Annotated in this window: 17 protein-coding genes, 1 pseudogene and 1 CRISPR repeat array (1 of these 19 running past the window's edge); of the genes and pseudogenes, 11 read left to right on the top strand and 7 right to left on the bottom strand. The window is 56.3% G+C overall.

The genetic code is table 11. The annotated features are described in order from the left end of the window. Positions 1–109: 109 nt before the first annotated feature. Positions 110–751: an FHA domain-containing protein gene (locus ACQE3E_RS16055; protein WP_064028012.1), complete on the top strand. Its 642-nt coding sequence runs from the start codon at positions 110–112 to the stop codon at positions 749–751. A gap of 4 nt (positions 752–755) precedes the next feature. Further along, positions 756–1130, top strand: coding sequence for a PilZ domain-containing protein (locus ACQE3E_RS16050; RefSeq protein ID WP_064028014.1), 375 nt, complete (start codon positions 756–758; stop codon positions 1128–1130). Between the two features lie 6 nt (positions 1131–1136). Here the strand turns inward: ACQE3E_RS16050 and ACQE3E_RS16045 are convergent, their stop codons facing one another. The 5 genes from ACQE3E_RS16045 to ACQE3E_RS16025 are packed head-to-tail and all read right to left on the bottom strand — an operon-like array spanning position 1137 to position 5288. Then, the gene (locus ACQE3E_RS16045; protein WP_071155678.1) at positions 1137–1613 is read right to left on the bottom strand and encodes a protein disulfide oxidoreductase; all 477 of its coding nucleotides are present in this window, start codon (positions 1611–1613) and stop codon (positions 1137–1139) included. A 1-nt stretch (position 1614) separates the two neighbouring features. After that, positions 1615–2334 (bottom strand): M48 family metallopeptidase, encoded by a 720-nt coding sequence (locus tag ACQE3E_RS16040; protein WP_313729767.1) that lies wholly within the window; start codon positions 2332–2334, stop codon positions 1615–1617. After that, a complete protein-coding gene (locus tag ACQE3E_RS16035; RefSeq protein ID WP_313729768.1) occupies positions 2331–3002 on the bottom strand; it encodes a transglutaminase-like cysteine peptidase in 672 nt (223 codons plus the stop codon). Before ACQE3E_RS16035 ends, ACQE3E_RS16040 begins: the two co-directional genes overlap by 4 nt. Continuing rightward, positions 2989–4890 (bottom strand): LapD/MoxY N-terminal periplasmic domain-containing protein, encoded by a 1902-nt coding sequence (locus ACQE3E_RS16030; RefSeq protein ID WP_427500833.1) that lies wholly within the window; start codon positions 4888–4890, stop codon positions 2989–2991. The genes ACQE3E_RS16035 and ACQE3E_RS16030 overlap by 14 nt, the downstream gene beginning before the upstream one ends. 11 nt (positions 4891–4901) lie before the next feature. Then, positions 4902–5288 (bottom strand): group II truncated hemoglobin, encoded by a 387-nt coding sequence (locus tag ACQE3E_RS16025; protein ID WP_064031493.1) that lies wholly within the window; start codon positions 5286–5288, stop codon positions 4902–4904. Positions 5289–5414: 126 nt separating this feature from the next. Here ACQE3E_RS16025 and ACQE3E_RS16020 point away from each other — a divergent pair, with 126 nt between their 5' ends. The 7 genes from ACQE3E_RS16020 to cas6f (ACQE3E_RS15990) all read left to right on the top strand — a co-directional run bounded on the left by ACQE3E_RS16020 (position 5415) and on the right by cas6f (ACQE3E_RS15990) (position 14943). Then, positions 5415–6083, top strand: a complete 669-nt coding sequence (locus ACQE3E_RS16020) for a Bax inhibitor-1/YccA family protein (RefSeq protein ID WP_139306118.1) — start codon at positions 5415–5417, stop codon at positions 6081–6083. A gap of 467 nt (positions 6084–6550) precedes the next feature. Next, positions 6551–7753, top strand: a complete 1203-nt coding sequence (gene cas1f / locus ACQE3E_RS16015) for a type I-F CRISPR-associated endonuclease Cas1f (protein WP_313729770.1) — start codon at positions 6551–6553, stop codon at positions 7751–7753. After that, on the top strand, positions 7750–11088 hold the full coding sequence (gene cas3f / locus ACQE3E_RS16010) for a type I-F CRISPR-associated helicase Cas3f (protein ID WP_064024403.1): 3339 nt from the start codon (positions 7750–7752) through the stop codon (positions 11086–11088). Before cas1f ends, cas3f begins: the two co-directional genes overlap by 4 nt. Before the next feature lie 40 nt (positions 11089–11128). Further along, positions 11129–12379 carry a type I-F CRISPR-associated protein Csy1 gene (gene csy1 / locus ACQE3E_RS16005; RefSeq protein ID WP_064024402.1) on the top strand — a complete coding sequence of 417 codons (1251 nt, stop codon included), beginning with the start codon at positions 11129–11131 and terminating at the stop codon, positions 12377–12379. Continuing rightward, positions 12376–13278, top strand: coding sequence for a type I-F CRISPR-associated protein Csy2 (gene csy2, locus ACQE3E_RS16000; RefSeq protein WP_064024400.1), 903 nt, complete (start codon positions 12376–12378; stop codon positions 13276–13278). Before csy1 ends, csy2 begins: the two co-directional genes overlap by 4 nt. A gap of 3 nt (positions 13279–13281) precedes the next feature. After that, a complete protein-coding gene (csy3, locus tag ACQE3E_RS15995) occupies positions 13282–14298 on the top strand; it encodes a type I-F CRISPR-associated protein Csy3 (RefSeq protein ID WP_064024398.1) in 1017 nt (338 codons plus the stop codon). Between the two features lie 3 nt (positions 14299–14301). Beyond that, positions 14302–14943, top strand: coding sequence for a type I-F CRISPR-associated endoribonuclease Cas6/Csy4 (gene cas6f, locus ACQE3E_RS15990; protein ID WP_064024396.1), 642 nt, complete (start codon positions 14302–14304; stop codon positions 14941–14943). A gap of 79 nt (positions 14944–15022) precedes the next feature. Here the strand turns inward: cas6f (ACQE3E_RS15990) and ACQE3E_RS15985 are convergent, their stop codons facing one another. Continuing rightward, positions 15023–15277: an AbrB/MazE/SpoVT family DNA-binding domain-containing protein gene (locus ACQE3E_RS15985; protein ID WP_064024393.1), complete on the bottom strand. Its 255-nt coding sequence runs from the start codon at positions 15275–15277 to the stop codon at positions 15023–15025. Between the two features lie 44 nt (positions 15278–15321). Beyond that, on the bottom strand, positions 15322–15552 hold the full coding sequence (locus ACQE3E_RS15980; protein WP_064024391.1) for a hypothetical protein: 231 nt from the start codon (positions 15550–15552) through the stop codon (positions 15322–15324). An 83-nt stretch (positions 15553–15635) separates the two neighbouring features. On the opposite strand from ACQE3E_RS15980, the pseudogene ACQE3E_RS15975 reads away from it, so the two are divergent. Beyond that, positions 15636–15755 (top strand): annotated as a pseudogene (locus tag ACQE3E_RS15975) (type I-F CRISPR-associated protein Cas7f/Csy3); the annotation flags it as partial. After that, positions 15734–15913, top strand: coding sequence for a type I-F CRISPR-associated endoribonuclease Cas6/Csy4 (cas6f, locus tag ACQE3E_RS15970; RefSeq protein ID WP_064024389.1), 180 nt, complete (start codon positions 15734–15736; stop codon positions 15911–15913). The pseudogene ACQE3E_RS15975 and the gene cas6f (ACQE3E_RS15970), both read left to right, overlap by 22 nt. Positions 15914–16044: 131 nt before the next feature. After that, positions 16045–16663: a CRISPR direct-repeat array (repeat unit 28 nt; unit sequence GTCCGCCGCCGCACAGGCGGCTTAGAAA) (it continues 3853 nt past the right edge of the window).

The following is a 16663-nucleotide window of genomic DNA, read 5'->3' as shown; positions in this document are numbered from 1 at the left end:
TCTTTTTCCAATAACGGGCCGGATCGCTTTCAAATTCCGGTTTGCTCTGCAACGGAAGTGATAGTGGCTATACTAGGTAACCGGCGCAGGGACTAATTGACTATCGACGATGGCGAAATTTACCGTTTATTTTAAAGACAAGGCGATCCAGGCGGGCGTATTCGATTCCGGCATCGTGCATATCGGCCGCGACGATACCAACGACGTGGTCGTCGACAGTCTGGCGGTCGCGCCGGCCCATGCGGTGGCGGTGGTCAAGGGCGACGACTGCGTGATCAAGCAGCTGAACGAGGAGTTTCCGCTGGTCGTCAACAATCAGCGCGCCAAGGAATGGAATTTGCGCAATAACGATATCGTCAACATCGGCAAGCATTACATTCTTTATCAGACCACCGGCCGGTTTCAGGAAGCGGTGTTCACGGCGCCGGTCGCCAATCCGGACGCGGGCGTGGAAGCCTTGAATCGCCGTTTGGACGAGGCCGCTAAAAGTACCGAAGCGAATTTACAGGTGATGAACGGTATCCATATCGGCCGGGTGTTGCGGCTTAGAAAAGCCATGACCCGGATAGGCCACGACGGCGCCGGCGTGGTGGTCATCGCCCGTCGCAAGGACGGTTATTTCGTGTCGGCGCTGCAGGGTCACGACGGCTTGGCCGTCAACCGGGAGCCGCTGGGCGACCGGATCGTCAGATTAAACGCCGGCGATGTGATTGTCGTCGACAATGTCGAAATGAAATTTTTCCCGGAATAGCGCCATGGCATTCGAAAAAAGCGAAGACAAACGCCGGTTTCAACGGATTTTTTACCATGCCGGCGCGGTGTTGACCGGTCCGGACGGTCCGCTGGCTTGCAAGATTGCCGATTTGAGCCTGCGCGGATGTCTGTTGCGCTTCGATCAAGCCTGGACCGCCGGTCTGGGGGGGGACTATACCTTGAGTTTCGAATTGTCCGACGACGCGGCGATCAAGATGGCCGTCAGCGCCACCCATGCCGAAGACGGGCAAGTGGGTTTCAAATGCGAGCACATCGACATCGAAAGCATTTCCTATTTGCGCCGCTTGGTCGAATTGAATCTCGGCGACAGCGAATTGCTGGAGCGCGATTTGGCGGCGCTCGGCGACTTTTCCTAAATCGCGCTAGATCAGTCCGGCCAGCCACAAACGGGCGCGCAAGCCCCATTCGCTGGTATAACCCACCGTGGTAAACACAATTTGGCCGGTACGGTTTAGAAAGAACAGCGCCGGCACCCCGCGCAATCCGTAGCGCAGCCCCAACTCGCCGTCGGGGTCGTTGACCACCGGCCAATCCAGACCGCGTTCGTTGAGATAGCGAGCCACCTCGGCGGCATCGCCGGAGCGCTCGGCCACGGTCAGGCCGGGATAATCGCGCAACACCTTATCCACTTGAGTCTGAATCCCGCGACAGACGCCGCACCAACCGGCCCAGAAATAAATCAGCGCCGGGCCTTGAGCGACCCCGGCCAGCGCATCGCGGTTTTGCAACGTGCGTTGTTCGATCGCCGGCGGTTTGCCGGTCACCAAATCCTGGCTGACCAAAAATTGGCCGCCGAAGATCAACACGGCCGCGAACAAGTAAAAAACCGAATTTCGCATGCTACAAACCTTGCATGATCGCGGCGCCGTGTTGCTTCAGCCAAAGCCGTTGCTCCCGGTAGTTCGGCAAATGCGCCTCGACCAATTGCCAGAAATCAGCCGAATGATTTTTATGGCGGATATGGCACAGTTCGTGGACCACGACGTACTCCAGCGCGGCGGGCGGTGCCAGCATCAACAGCCAGTTCAAATTGATGTCGTTCTTCGGTCCGCAACTGCCCCAACGGCTTTTTTGGGTTTTGATGCGGACGGCGCGCGGCATCAAGCCGTGACGAGGGGCGTGGCGTTCTATCCAATGCAGGGCTTGGATACGGGCTTGGCGTTTCATCCAGTCGCCGAGCGCCAGTCGGATGCGTTCGGATTCGTCGCCGGTCTCGCCGGCCGGCATGCGTACGTGAAAGCCGCTACCGTCGCGTAGCTCGACGCCAACCGTTTTGCGGGCGGCGGTTTCGATCCGCAGCGGAATCCGCTCGCCTAAATACGGGACGGCCGCGCCGTCAGAATATAGCGCCGGTGCCCAAGCCGGCGCCGGCCGGGTTTTTTCGGCGACCCGTCGTAGCGCCGCGCGGATCCAATCCTGTTGCGCGGCGACGAAGGCTTGGATTTGTCGTTCGGGAACCTTGGGCGGAGCGACCACTTCCACCCGGCCCGGCTTGACGACAATGCGAGTGCGTTTGGCTCGGCTGCTGCGGCGCAGATGAAATTCGGTGGCGGCGGTCACAGTGGCGGCTCCATCATGCGGTCTTTCAGCTCGGTCCACAGGCTGATCCGGTCCGAGCCGCCGACGCGCTGGCCGGAGCCCTTGCTTTTAGCCAGCCACAAGCCGGTACCGTTAAAACTGTAGACCGGTTGCAGATCGCGGCGCTTGCCGGCCGGCAGGATGGCGGTTTTCAAGTTGTCCAAGACCAGCGGCTCCGCGCGCGGCGATTCGAAATAGGTGAGTACCATGTGCGCTTGATTCAACTCCAGTGCTTTGACGTAGGTGATTCTTAATTTGCTGTCGCTGACGCCCATTTCCACCAGCGTGAAATATTTGGCGATCGAGTAATCCTCGCAATCGCCGGCGCCCTTGACCAAAAACTCCGTCGGCGTGGCCCAATAATCGGTTTTGTGCCACAGCGCGATGTCGTCGACGAATTCGACGTTTTGATTGAAGAAGTCGTTGACCCGGCGCATTTTCTCATCTTCGGAAAGGTCGCGGCCGGAAGCGATCAGTTGCTGCCAGTCCAACAGCCGCTGCTTGGCCGGCGCGCCGTATTTTTTTTCGACCGCCGCCAGCATTTCCGGATCGAGGCCGAAATCCTGGGCCAAGGCCAGACACGCCAGCCAAAAAGCGGCGAATACCGCGCCGATCAGACCGCGCGGCGCCCGGATACTAACGGCTAGCACCGGCGAGACCCATCGCCTTCAAGGTTTGGTAGTCGGCTTCCGATTGAACGTTTTCGGCAAGAACGGCAATGTCCATTAGGGCCGCGATGTCTTGAACGGTCTGTACGAACACGTGTTTTTGCGCCGAGTCGCAGACCCCGTTGCCGAGGTCGCGGGCCAAACGGATGAAGTCCGGCCGCAAACGCTTGACGGTCTCGGCCGATAGCGATTGGGTTTCGAAGCGTTTGATCATGACCCGGCCGCCCAGGCTATGCACGTCGGCGATAAAATCCCGGTAGGCTTCGACATCCTTGGCGACCGCGTAAGCCGACAGGCTAAAGACCAGTTGCTTGGCGGCGATCGGGCTTTGCTTTAACAAAATTTCCAGCCAACGGCGAAATTCGCCGTTTCTGACGGTGCGGGTCGACAGGTTGACGGCGATGCTATGGGCAAGGTGGCCGTCGCGGATGTGGTGTACGACTTGTTCGATGATGCCGCGATCCAAGTCGACGATTTTGGCGAACTTCTCGGCAATCGAAATGAACGGGCCGATCGCGACCAGTTCGCCGTGACGGTCGTGGACCTGGATAAAGGCTTCTTCCATCAACAGCGCGCCAGTGGCGAACGCGGCGGTCTGGCCGATATACCACACGGAATAGTCGCAGCGGTCCACGCAATCGAACACCAAGCTCTTCCAGGCCGTGATGTCGCGGGCGATATTGTCGCCGGCCCGAATGAAATAACTGTTGGCGCCGATCAGCTGAGCTTGTTCGTGGGCTTCGTGGGCGGCTTCCAACAGCGATTCGGCGCTGCCGACCGGGTTCAGGCGAGCGACGCCGATGTGGACCAAGTCGGGTTTACGGTACTGTTCCCCCAATTGCGCGATATCGACGGCCAGGCTTTTTAACAAATCTTCGACGAAGCCTTGGTCGGCGGTTTCGATCAATAGCGCGAATTCGGCGCCGTAGAACCGGTAAGGCTTGACCGGATGGGCCGCGCTATCCGCGGTGTGTTGCAGCAGTTTGGCGAAGCGGCTCAGCAGATCGTCGATGGCCGCGCTGTCGTGTTCCTTGACCAATTCGGACAGACTGTCCAGGCGGATCAAGGCGACGTGGGCGTCGCCGTGCTCGGCGAACAGCGGTTTCAAGTCGGTTTCGAACACCGACTTTTTGTACAAACCGGTCAAATCGTCGCGCAACAGGCTGGCGCCCATCCGATCCAGCTTGGTTTGCAGCGAGGCGATCGCGGTTTTGATTTTTTGCGACATCGTATTCATCGACGCGGCGACATTGCGGACCTCGCGGGTCCAAGGCAGCGCGTGTATCGTCTCGTAGTGGCCTTCGCTGATACGGCGCGCCAGCCAGTCGATTTTATTCAACGGTGCCAGCGTCATCCGCAACACAAACACCAGCAGACTGATCGACACCAGGAATGCGGCCAACGAATAGTAAAATGCCGATTTGGCTTGCTCGTACAGTTTCAGATAGGCAAAGCCGGGATTGACGGTCACGTAGACGACGCCGGCCAGATTCCAGCCGGTACTGATCTCGGCTTCGGCGGTGGCGGAGGTCATCGGCAGCCGGTCGATGAACCAATCGGGCACGCCCTCCACGCGCTTTTCGCTGATCAGTTCGACCAGTTCGCGGTTTTCGGCGTCCACGATGCGAATCTCCTTGTAATAGCCCATGTCGAAAATCGCGCTGGCCATCGACTGGATGACTTGATCGTCCGGGTTGGTCATGTACGGGCTCAGCGACAAGCCCAGCGAGGTCGCGGTATCCTGGGCATGGCTTTTCGACTCGCCTTCCAGATAATCCTTGATGTTGCCGACGCTCAGCGCGAAGTTGACGCTGAATATCATCAAAAACAGCGCCGAGATCAGGATTAACAATTGTTTGGATAAAGACATGGGAGGGTTTCCTAGGTGTCCTGATTGATCATGTGCGTGGCCAGATTTTGCAAGGCCGCGCGGATATTGTCCCGGAGTCTGGGGTCCATCGCGATTTCGTCCAGTGCCTTGTTCATGCACAGCATCCACTGGTCGCGCTCGGACTCGCCGATTCGAAACGGCAGATGCCTGGCTCTGAGCATCGGATGACCGAACTCCTGCATGAAAAGATCCGGGCCGCCCAGCCAGCCCGAGAAAAACTTGAACAATTTGTCCTTGGCCGACGCCAGATTGTCGGCGTGCATCGCCCGTATGCCTTGGGCTTCGGGCAGAATATCCATGTAGAAATAAAAACGGTCGACCAGACTGCGCAGCGCCGCTTCGCCGCCGGCCAGTTCGTAGGGGGTGGTGCTTGTCATCACCTTTTAGCCTCTAGTTTGCAAATTGTTTAGGTATACTAGCAGACGGCGCTGCCGATGCCGGGAAACTCCGGCGCGATTAAACGGTCACAGCGACACTTGTTCAACTCAAGAGGATAACCAATCATGCGTTTAAACACTGCAACCGTTCGTTCGGAATCTCGCATTCTGACGACCAATAAAGTTTTGAAGAATACCTATTTGTTGTTGTCGATGACCTTATTGTTCAGCGCCGGCACCGCCGCGTTGGCGATGATGCTGAATCTGCCGCATCCCGGCCTGATCGTGACGATGGTCGGCTATTTCGGCTTGTTGTTCCTGACCACCCGGTTCAGCAATAGCGCGCTGGGCTTGGTATTCGTGTTCGCGTTGACCGGCTTCATGGGCATGACGCTGGGACCGATTTTAAATATGTATATCCAGGCCTACAGCAACGGTCATCAATTGGTCTTGACCGCGTTGGGCGGTACCGGAGTGATCTTTTTGGGCTTGTCGGCTTACGCGCTGATCAGCCGCAAGGATTTCAGCTTCATCGCCGGTTTTTTAATGGTTGGCATCATGGTGGCCTTCCTGGCCGGTCTGGCGGCGGTCTTGTTCTCGATTCCGGCCTTGTCCTTGGCGGTATCGGCAATGTTCATCCTGTTGATGTCGGCGATGATCCTGTACCAAACCAGTGAAATCATCCACGGCGGCGAGACCAATTATATTCTGGCCACCGTGTCCTTGTACGTTTCGATTTACAACTTGTTTACCAGCTTGTTGCAATTGCTGGGCGTGTTCGGCGGCGAGGATTAATCGCTGATTGCTACCTAAAATAGGGCGGCTCCGGTCCGCCCAGTCCCCCAAAAGCCCCACTGACTTCGTGGGGCTTTTTTTGGCAAAAATTTCGCGGCGTGGAAACGGCTTCAATAGCACTGGAACGCGTTCCGAATCGGTATCGTCAAACGCAAACTCGGCCCTATTGACCACGGGTAGTCCGTTCGGGCCGAGCTCGTCGAAACCCGCTGGCGAGCCCTTCGACAGGCACAGGGCGAACGGTAACTAAGGGCCGTTATAATAGGCGCGGCACTCGACTCGACCGACAGCTACGCATTCCCGCCGCTCCGATGCCCCGACGCAAATTCGACCCTTTGCAACGGCTTTAACCGTGATGGCTGATATTCCGGCACGGCAGGCCGTTCTCCCTTCCTTTGTCTAGCCTTGACGCTGGCGCGCCGACGCGGCAATAATCCGGGCCGTTTTGGAACAATCATCCGACGGTTATGGAACAACTCACCGACCTAAAAGCCATCCTCCACTCCAAGCGCGCCAACATCTACTACCTGGAAAAATGCCGGGTGATGCAAAAGGACGGCCGCGTGCTGTACCTGACCGAAGCCAAGGACGAAAACCTGTATTGGAACATCCCCATCGCCAATACCACGGTGATTCTGCTCGGCACCGGCACCTCGATTACCCAGGCAGCGATGCGGATGCTGGCCAGCGCCGGCGTGCTGGTGGGATTTTGCGGCGGCGGAGGCACGCCCTTGTTTAGCGGCTGCGAAATCGAATGGCTCACCCCGCAAAGCGAATACCGCCCCACCGAATACATCCAGGGCTGGCTGAAATTCTGGTTCGACGACGCGCAACGTCTGACAGTCGCCAAGGCTTTTCAACAAGCCCGCGTCGATTACATTCGTAAGGTATGGAGCAAGGACCGCGAACTGCAGGCTGAAGGTATCTTCGCTGACGACAGCGCCATAGCTGCCGCGCTGGACAATTACGCCGGCAAGCTCGGCAGCGCCGAAAAAACCGGCGACCTGCTGCAACGCGAAGCGCTATTGACCAAACAGCTCTACCGTTACGCCGCCAAGGCCACCCAACACGGCGATTTCAGCCGCGACCACGACGCCACCGACCTTGCCAACGGTTTCCTTAACCACGGCAATTACCTGGCCTACGGCCTGGCCGCCACCACCTTATGGGTACTGGGCATCCCGCACGGTTTCGCGGTCATGCACGGCAAAACCCGGCGCGGCGCGCTGGTGTTCGACGTTGCCGACCTGGTCAAGGACGCCATCGTCCTGCCCTGGGCTTTCGTCTGCGCCAAGGAAAAAATGAGCGAACAGGAATTCCGCCAGCAAATCCTGCAAAAATTCACCGACCACAAAGCGCTGGATTTTATGTTCGAGCAAGTCAAGCGAGCCGCCATACAACAAACCGACGACGTGAACAATGCCGTTCGTGGTGAGCCTGTCGAACCACAAACTGACGGCGTAAACAAAACTGTTCGTGGTGAGCCTGTCGAACCACAAACTGACGGCGTAAACAAAACTGTTCGTGGTGAGCCTGTCGAACCACAAACTGACGGCGTAAACAAAACTGTTCGTGATGTGCCTGTCGAACCACAAACTGATGACGTAAACAAAACCGTTCGTGGTGAGCCAGTCGAACCACGAACACATCAACTGGACGACCGCCCATGATGGTCACCTTCGTCAGCCAATGCCAGAAAAAAGCCCTGGCCCGCACCCGCCGCGTGCTGGACGCCTTCGCCAACCGCATCGGCGACAACACCTGGCAAACCGTGATTACCGAAGAAGGCCTGATCGCCGTCAAAACCCTGCTGCGCAAGACCGCCACCAAAAATACGGCGGTTAGTTGCCATTGGATTAGGTCACGGAGCCGGAGCGAATTGGTTTGGATAGTCGGCAATCGCAAGCGCTTCAATGCCGAGGGGGTTGTGCCGGTCAACAGCACGCAAAAGAATCTGCTGAACAGCCAATGGGAAAACAACTGGACCTATTTGCCGGCCATCAAAGCCTTGGTCGCAGTTGCGGCGTTACTACACGATTGGGGCAAGGCAACTGCTTTGTTCCAAAGCAAACTCAAATCCAGCTCTTGCGTAGGCGATCCGCTACGCCACGAATGGATTTCCTGTCTGTTGTTGAATGGTTTGGTACGGCTTGCGGGTGATGAAGACAAAACTTGGCTGAGGCTGTTGGGCGATGACAACTGGGACGAAGCAGCGTTAAAAAATCTGACCGCCGAAAACCTGAAAAATCCATTGGCCGACTTACCGCCGATTGCACAACTCGTCGGCTGGTTGATCATGAGTCATCACCGCTTGCCGAGTCGCTTCAAACCGAACGACGAGTCGGGACAGAATCGAGAAAGTCTGGCGCGCATGCTGAAAAGCTTGAACGCGGACTGGGGCTACCAAAATCCCAACGACGACGATAAGCGCCTGAAAGCCTGCTTCGAATTTCCAGACGGTTTGTTGTCGCAATCCGATCCATGGCGCAAACAACTGAAAAAATGGTCGGCCAAGTTGCTACAGAACCAAGTGCCGATCCAAGCCTTGCTCGACAACGGCGCCTACCGGCTGTTGCTGCACCATGCGCGTTTGTGCCTGATGCTGGGCGATCACTATTACTCGTCCTGCCAAGCCGACGGCAATTGGCAGTCGGTAATCGATCTTTACGCTAACACTGATAGCCAAAAACGGCTCAAACAAAAACTGGACGAGCATTTGGTCCGCGTCGGCGATCAAGCTTTGAAAATCAGCCAAACCCTGTCGCGCTTCAGTAGCGAGATGGATGCCGCCTACGACATTAAAAGCCTCAAGCAAAAAAGTCCCGCCGGTTTCGAATGGCAGGATAAGGCCGTGGACGGCATCGCCCGCTTCAAAGCCCAACATCAAGCCCAGCAAGAACAAGGCTACGGCTGGTTCGTGGTGAATATGGCCAGCACCGGCTGCGGCAAAACCGTGGCTAATGCCAAAGTCATGCGCGCACTGGCGGACGACGGCGATAGTTTGCGCTACGTGCTGGCCTTGGGTTTGCGGACCTTGACCTTGCAAACCGGCAACGAATACCGCAATCGATTGGGTTTGACCGACCAGGACCTGGCGGTTTTGATCGGCTCGGCGGCAATCAAACAGCTTTACGACAAAGCCGCGCGGAAAAAAGACCAGCCGCCCGGCTACGAAGACATCGGGTCCGAATCCAGAGAACAACTATTGGCGGAAGATCTGGATTTTGGCGACATGCCGCATGCCGAATTTCTCGACGTGCTGTTTCCCAAGCATCAACCCCGGCTGACCGAAAAACACAAGGCATTTTTATACAAGCCGGTGTTAGCTTGCACGATAGACCACATCATCGTCGCCACCGAAACCCGGCGCGGCGGCAAATTCATCCTGCCTTGTCTGCGCCTGTTGTCCTCCGATCTGGTGATCGACGAAGTGGACGACTTTGACGGCACCGATTTGATTGCCATCGGCCGTTTGATCCATTTGGCCGGCATGTTGGGCCGCAAGGTGATGATTTCCTCCGCCACGATTCCACCGGATTTGGCGGAAGGTTTTTTCCATGCGTATCAAGCCGGTTGGCAATTGCACAGCCATTTCAAAACCGCCCATCCGCTAGTGGCCTGCGCCTGGATCGACGAGTTCGGTACGCAAGTCGAGCGACTGGACAACACGGATTCCGATAGCCGTTGCCGGCAATACGCGCAGCTACACCGGCAGTTCATTGGCAAACGGGTCGGCCATCTGCACAAGCAACTTGTCAAACGTAAAGCCATTATCGAACGATGCGACGAACTGCTTGCCTTGAAAAGCCAGCCTGTTGAGCAACGGCAACAGTATTTCGCCAAAATTCGGCTAGCCGCCGAACGGCTGCACGCTGATCATCACAGCATCGATGCCAAAACCGGAAAGCGCGTATCGTTCGGCGTAGTGCGGATGGCGAACATTCCGCCTTGCGTCGCGCTGACACGCTACATGTTGCAAGCGGAATGGGGCTGCAGCATTGAGCCGAAAATCATGGCTTACCATAGCCGGCAAGTGCTGCTAATACGTCATGAACAGGAAAAACATTTGGATGAAATTTTGCAACGCAAGGAAAAACCAGGCCAAACAGCGAAAGCATTTCAGGTCCCCGCAATCCGCCGGCATTTGGATTCCACAGCAGCCGATGACGTATTGTTCATACTGGTGGCGACGCCGGTGGAAGAAGTGGGGCGCGACCACGATTTCGATTGGGCCGTCATAGAACCGTCGTCGTTTCGTTCCATCATCCAGTTGGCAGGCCGGGTGCTACGCCATCGTCGACTATCGGCCGATATCGAACACGCCAATATCGCCGTGATGCAATACAACCTGAAAGCCTTGCGGCAATCGGGCGGCCCGGCCTATTGCCGACCGGGTTACGAAAACGGCAAAAGTCTAAGGTTGACCAGCCACGACTTTGCTCAATTGGTGGACGAAGCCGAATTGAACAAAGTCGTTAATGCCGTGCCGCGCATTCAACGCCCGGAAAAGCTGGAGCCGAAACAGCGCTTAGCTGACCTGGAACACCAAGCCCTACATCAAAGCCTGACCGATTACCGGCAACAAGGCCCGCAAGCCTTGCAGGCCTGGCTGCACGAAAATTGGTGGCTAACCGCCGTGCCGCAGCAAATCAACCCGTTTCGAGCCGGCAATCCGGAAACATCGCTATTTTTGGTCTGGCGAGACGGTAAAGCGGTGTTTTGCGAGAAGGACGAACGCGGGCAATTCATCCCTCGCCAATCCGTATACAACATCGTGCCGGCGGAACCCTTTTCGGCTAAAGCCCAGGCCCGATCATGGATGACGCGCGATTACCAAAGCATATTGCGCCAACACGCCGATAGCGTAGCGGCCGGCGCCGACGTCGATCCCGAACAGCTATTACAAGCCGCATCCGAGCGTTACGGCGAAATCATGATTCGTCCGAATAGCGACAATCCTTGGTTTTATTCGGATCAATTCGGCTTGTATCAAGACATGAATTAGCAGGAACCATAAAAACACGCTTCAAAGGAGGCTATTGCCAATGCACGAATCGATCACAACGTTTTTCGCCGACCGCAAAGCAGCTTGGCTGAAAACCAAATTAAAAACCACGGAAGACCCGGATCAACAAGCCGCCATCCAACAAGAAGCCGAGGACAAATTTTCCTTACCGACCTGGTTGCCGGATGCTGCGCGGCGGGCCGCCTGGTTATCCATGGTCAGCCATCCCGGCAAATTCAGCCATCCCAGCGCCAAAACCAGTTCGGTCATCGCCCAAGGCCAACAGGCGAACGACGGCTACCTGCGTACCGGCAATGTGGATTACGAGTTGGACGTATTCGGCAACGCGGCGGCGATGGATGTTTACAAGTTTTTGACTCTGCCGCTGAATGACGGGCAAACGCTGTTGCAGCACCTGGAACGGGACAGCGAGGAAGCGAAGCGCCTGTTGACGGTGCCGACTGCAAATTACGACAGTCTGCGTTCCGGGTTTTTGACGGTTAAACAAAGCGACGACGGCAATCGGACCGACGGCTTGGTCAAGCAAGTCTATTTTCCGGTCGATGCCGACTATCACCTGCTGTCTATCCTGACTCCAGCTGGTATGCTAACCCAAACCAAAAGCCGCATTGATGCAATGCGCTTTTCCGAAGCCACCAAACAGGCCAAGGACAGCCGGCGTAAAAATGAACACCACGCCGACGGTTTCGACGACATGCTGGGATTGACCGTTACCTTGTACGGCGGCACCAAGCCGCAGAATATCAGTGTCCTGAACAATCAAAATGCCGGCCGGGCATATCTGTTAAGCAGTGTGCCGCCAATCTTCGAGCAGCGGCAGGTGAGATTACCGACTCGACATTTCTTCAGAAACTCGCTATCCGCCCGCCGTTTCCAAGACAGCTTCCAGACCCTGGACCGCTTGATGCGCAGCGGCGTCAACAACATGCACGTTCGCGACGGCATCCGTCATACCCTCAAATACCTGATCGACGCAGTCTTGCGACTAGCCTTCGCCATTCGCGCCACCGGTCCCGGCTGGTCGCAAACCGAGCATTACCGCGACTTACCGCTAGCGCAACGGATTTGGCTCGACGACGCCTATCTGGAACAGCGCGAGCAATCCGAAGTATGGCTGGACGAGGTGGCCGGCGATTTTGCCCGTTGGATCATTCGAACTTACGAATACCTGTGCAAGGACAGCCGCACCAAGCTCGGCGACGACGAATTCCATGAGTTGGCAGCGTTGGCCGAGCAAGCCGTTGCCGCCGACCAGGAGTTTTTCAAATGACGCGCCGTTTTCTGTTAATTCCGCATCTGCGCATTCACAACGCCAACGCGATGAGCAGTCCGTACACCATCGGCTTTCCGGCCATGACCGCTTGGTTGGGTGGCGTGCATGCCGTCCAACGCCATTTACAACAACAGGGATTGACCGACATCGAGCTGACCGGCGTGGCGTTAAGCTGCCATCGCTTCGATTTACAGACCTACAAAGGCCAAGGCGATTTCGTGCATTCCATTGTCGGCACCGCCAATCCGTTGGATAAAGACGGTGGCAGGCCAGCCTTCGTCGAAGAAGCCCGCTGTCACTTGGACGTGTCGCTGTTGGTGGAATTACAAGGCTTCGATACCGACGAACGGGAGCGTCTCGAAATCACGCTTAACCAGCAACTGCGGCGGATGAAATGGGCCGGTGGCGACGTGCTGACCGTTAAGCCGGTGGAAATTCATATCGTCGATGAAGATGACGATCGCAGCGTCAGGAAACTACTCAACCGGCTGATGCTCGGTTACGTGCTAGTCGAGCGCCGGGAACTGATGGTGCAGGCCATGCGCGACGAGCAGCGGGACGCGCTGGATGCCTTGCTGGATTATCTGAAAGTCATGCACCGCAGCGAGCAGGACGAAAGCGGCAAAGTCACATGGAGCAGTCAACGCAAGGCGCCGGGTTGGCTGGTGCCGATTGCGGTGGGCTTTCAGGGTATTTCCGAATTGGGCCAAGCCGCCAACCAACGCGACCTTGACACACCGCACCGCTTCGCCGAAAGCGTGGTCACGCTGGGCGAATTCAAAATGCCGTACCGCATTACCAATCTGGACGACGTGCTATGGCAATACCACGTCGATACCGGACGCAATCTATACCTTTGCCGAACCCTCACAGCAGCAAATCTTATTGGAGACTAAAACATGGCAGCAAAAAACGACGCAACCGTATTGGCTTTCGAAAAAAAATTGGTGCCTTCCGACGGTTATCTATATGGCACTACATGGGACGACCGTAGCAAACCCAAGCCGCTTGGTTTAACACCAAAATCCGTGCGCGGCACGATTTCCAATCGTTTGAAACCCGCGTTGCAAAACGACCCCTTAAAACTCAACGCCGAAGTCGAAAAACCCAACTTGCAAACCGTCGACGCCTGCGCGTTGGCCGAGGATCAAGACACGTTAAAACTGAGCTTTACCCTGAAAGTGTTGGGCGGCGTGGATAAACCGTCGGCCAGCAATGGGCCGAATTTCAACGCGGTTTATCCAGGCGTCGCCCAAGCCTACATCGAACAGGAAGGCTTTGCGGAACTGGCCAAACGTTACGCCGTCAACATCGCCAACGCCCGCTATTTATGGCGCAATCGAGTCGGCGCGGAAAAAATCGAAGTGGTGGTCGATACCGGCGACGGGGACGCATTGGTTTTCGACGCCAAGCAATTTTCCCTGCGTGATTTCAATGCCGATACCCCGGATTTGCAAAAACTGGCCGGAAAAATCGCCGATGCCTTGTGCGGTCGCTTGCCGTATTTATTGATTAGCGTCGAGGCCTACGCCTTAATCGGCAAGGCGCAGGAAGTTTACCCCAGCGAGGAATTGATCCTCGGCAACGGCAAGGGCGACAAAAGCAAAATCCTGTATGCCGTCAACGGCACCGCTGCCTTGCATTCGCAAAAAATCGGCAACGCGCTGCGCACCATCGACACCTGGTATCCCGGCCACGACGATGGCACCGTTGGCATCGGCCCAATCGCCATCGAACCTTACGGCGCGGTGACCAACCTGGGAAAAGCCTTCCGTACCCCTAAAGACAAAGCCGACTTTTACACGCTGTTCGACCGCTTCGCACTCGGCGAAGCGCTTGCCAGCAAGGAGCAAGAGCATTACGTGATGGCGGTATTGGTGCGCGGCGGCGTGTTCGGCCAAAGCGGCAAGGACTGAGCCATGCGGTTTTATTTGGAAATCACCTTGCTGCCCAATCCCGAGGTCGGGCTGAATTTTCTGTGGTTCAAAGTCGTCCAGCAAATCCACTTGGGCTTAGTCGAAATGCAGGACGAGCAAAAGCAAGTGCCGATTGGCGTGTCGTTTCCGGAATATGTGATCGGCGAGAAATACAGCGTGCTCGGCGCAAAGTGCCGGTTGTTTGCCCAAGACGAAGCCACGCTGGCCCGCTTCGACGCGCCGAAGTGGCTGGCGCGGTTGAGCGATTACGTGCATTGCACCAGTATTCGCCCGGTGCCGGACAAGGTGGCGGGTTATGCGATTTACCGGCGCGAACATGCCAAAACCAACCCGGAGCGCTTGGCGCGGCGTTATGCCAAGCGGCACGACCTGGACTTCGACGCCGCATGGAACGGCGTGGTGGAACTTCGCTCCGATTCGAAGGGTGGGGAGACTTATCCCAAGTCGTTTCGCTATTGCGACATGTCGGATAAGCGCATCGCCACGCCGTTTATACGCCTGCAAAGTCTCAGCAACGGCCAAAGCTTTTGTTTGTGGATTAAAAAGGTCACGGTGGCTGAGTCGTCGAGCGGCGAATTTAGTAGTTACGGGCTTAGCGCGACCGCTACCGTGCCTGAGTTCTGACTGTTGATGTCGTCGCCTCGATGCGTCAAACGCTGTTAGGGGAACACCGGCCGAGTGTCGCGCTAAATGCGCGCTCGGCCTAGCCGTTGCTATCGGATAAACGGTCGTCGGCTACGCGTGTTTTGCCCGGCGTCTCGATGTTTTCATTGGTCGAGCAAACTTCGCTTTGGATGGGGGCTAGAATTTTTCCGGAGATTTCGCTGGCGTCCATCTTGACGACGTGAACCATGCCATCGCGGGCGAACACAGCGATGTAGTCGCCAGGATGCAAACCAATAGCTGTGCAAATGGCTTTCGGCAAGGTTACTTGCCTTTTGTCGTTCAATTTGGGCATAGAGTTACCGGTACTTTTAACTCATGGTTAGCAACCGCTGCCGCTCATATTTTCTCAGCGACAATTTTTTTGTAAGTTTGCAAGGCTTTTTTCATGCGCTCGGTCGGTTCGGGTGGATGATCCTCCAAATCAAAAAGCGCCTGCAAGTCTTTTGCGGTCAGGGTAATTTGGGGGCTGATGTTGCTTTGGTCCAATCTAACAAAGCGCTTAATCCACTGAATAGCGGAGGCTATGAATACCTGAATAACATTTCGGTTGTCGGCGTTGGTTTTCATGGTTTACCTACTGATGATTGGAAGTATTGTATCTGTAAGTTATTGCGAATAAAGGCCATTTCTTGAATTCATGATTCTTATCGCTGAACGCTGCTAATAATGTCGGCAGATGCTGTAATCCCGAGAATTGCTTAGCAGCCGCCAAACGTTATGCAGCCAATCTCGCCAACGCCCGCTTTCGGTGGCGCAATATAGTAGGCGCCGAGCGTATCGCCACGCCACGCCGTTTATTCGCTTGCAAAGTCTCAGCAACGGCCAAAGCTTTTGTTTGTGGATTGGCAAATCGGCCGTCGCGGCGCCGCTGGCAGGTCATTTCAGCACTTACGGTTTGAGCCGGACGGCCACTGTCCCCGAGTTTTGACCCAATTTTTTTCGCTCTTTAACAATGTGAACTAAATCAGCCGGTTACGGGTATTGGTTTTACGGATGGTAAAAATGGGTTAATCCGTCCGCTACCCTTGTCGCAACCGGCTTCCCGTTTATTTATAATCAGTCCGCCGCCGCACAGGCGGCTTAGAAATGCACGGCCTGGCCGATTTGATGAATGCCAATGTCCGCCGCCGCACAGGCGGCTTAGAAAGCATGCGGCGAGAAATATCCCGGCTGGGAACAGTCCGCCGCCGCACAGGCGGCTTAGAAAAGCTCGTACACGCCGTGGCCGATGCCGGTGTTGTCCGCCGCCGCACAGGCGGCTTAGAAAGGCTCAAGTACCGCGCCGGCGACCATGAGATTGTCCGCCGCCGCACAGGCGGCTTAGAAATTGGACGTGATCGAAAACGGCCGGCTCAAGTAGTCCGCCGCCGCACAGGCGGCTTAGAAAATCAACGGCATGCTGGCTACGGTTTTCGCGCGGTCCGCCGCCGCACAGGCGGCTTAGAAATAATTTTCAACTCTCGCGTGCAAAACCGGCTTGTCCGCCGCCGCACAGGCGGCTTAGAAAGCTGGATATGCCCAACGCCTCTAAGCAGTTGCGTCCGCCGCCGCACAGGCGGCTTAGAAAATACGCTTCGGGTATTCGCTCATAAAATCGTTGTCCGCCGCCGCACAGGCGGCTTAGAAAGCCGGCGAAAACGTGGCGACGTGTCTGTTACTGTCCGCCGCCGCACAGGCG

Origin of the sequence: Methylomonas sp. MED-D (genome assembly GCF_050276835.1) — a bacterium.
Classification (GTDB): Bacteria; Pseudomonadota; Gammaproteobacteria; order Methylococcales; family Methylomonadaceae; genus Methylomonas; species Methylomonas koyamae_A.
This window is presented reverse-complemented; position numbering and strand designations above follow the sequence as displayed.

Excerpts from the sequence above, each read along its gene's own strand:
- ACQE3E_RS16055 (WP_064028012.1), top strand. The coding sequence starts at position 110 with ATGGCGAAATTTACCGTTTATTTTAAAGACAAGGCGATCCAGGCGGGC.
- ACQE3E_RS16050 (WP_064028014.1), top strand. The coding sequence starts at position 756 with ATGGCATTCGAAAAAAGCGAAGACAAACGCCGGTTTCAACGGATTTTT.
- ACQE3E_RS16045 (WP_071155678.1), bottom strand. The coding sequence starts at position 1,613 with ATGCGAAATTCGGTTTTTTACTTGTTCGCGGCCGTGTTGATCTTCGGC.
- ACQE3E_RS16030 (WP_427500833.1), bottom strand. The coding sequence starts at position 4,890 with ATGTCTTTATCCAAACAATTGTTAATCCTGATCTCGGCGCTGTTTTTG.
- ACQE3E_RS16025 (WP_064031493.1), bottom strand. The coding sequence starts at position 5,288 with ATGACAAGCACCACCCCCTACGAACTGGCCGGCGGCGAAGCGGCGCTG.
- ACQE3E_RS16020 (WP_139306118.1), top strand. The coding sequence starts at position 5,415 with ATGCGTTTAAACACTGCAACCGTTCGTTCGGAATCTCGCATTCTGACG.
- cas1f (WP_313729770.1), top strand. The coding sequence starts at position 6,551 with ATGGAACAACTCACCGACCTAAAAGCCATCCTCCACTCCAAGCGCGCC.
- cas3f (WP_064024403.1), top strand. The coding sequence starts at position 7,750 with ATGATGGTCACCTTCGTCAGCCAATGCCAGAAAAAAGCCCTGGCCCGC.
- csy1 (WP_064024402.1), top strand. The coding sequence starts at position 11,129 with ATGCACGAATCGATCACAACGTTTTTCGCCGACCGCAAAGCAGCTTGG.
- csy2 (WP_064024400.1), top strand. The coding sequence starts at position 12,376 with ATGACGCGCCGTTTTCTGTTAATTCCGCATCTGCGCATTCACAACGCC.
- csy3 (WP_064024398.1), top strand. The coding sequence starts at position 13,282 with ATGGCAGCAAAAAACGACGCAACCGTATTGGCTTTCGAAAAAAAATTG.
- cas6f (WP_064024396.1), top strand. The coding sequence starts at position 14,302 with ATGCGGTTTTATTTGGAAATCACCTTGCTGCCCAATCCCGAGGTCGGG.
- ACQE3E_RS15985 (WP_064024393.1), bottom strand. The coding sequence starts at position 15,277 with ATGCCCAAATTGAACGACAAAAGGCAAGTAACCTTGCCGAAAGCCATT.
- ACQE3E_RS15980 (WP_064024391.1), bottom strand. The coding sequence starts at position 15,552 with ATGAAAACCAACGCCGACAACCGAAATGTTATTCAGGTATTCATAGCC.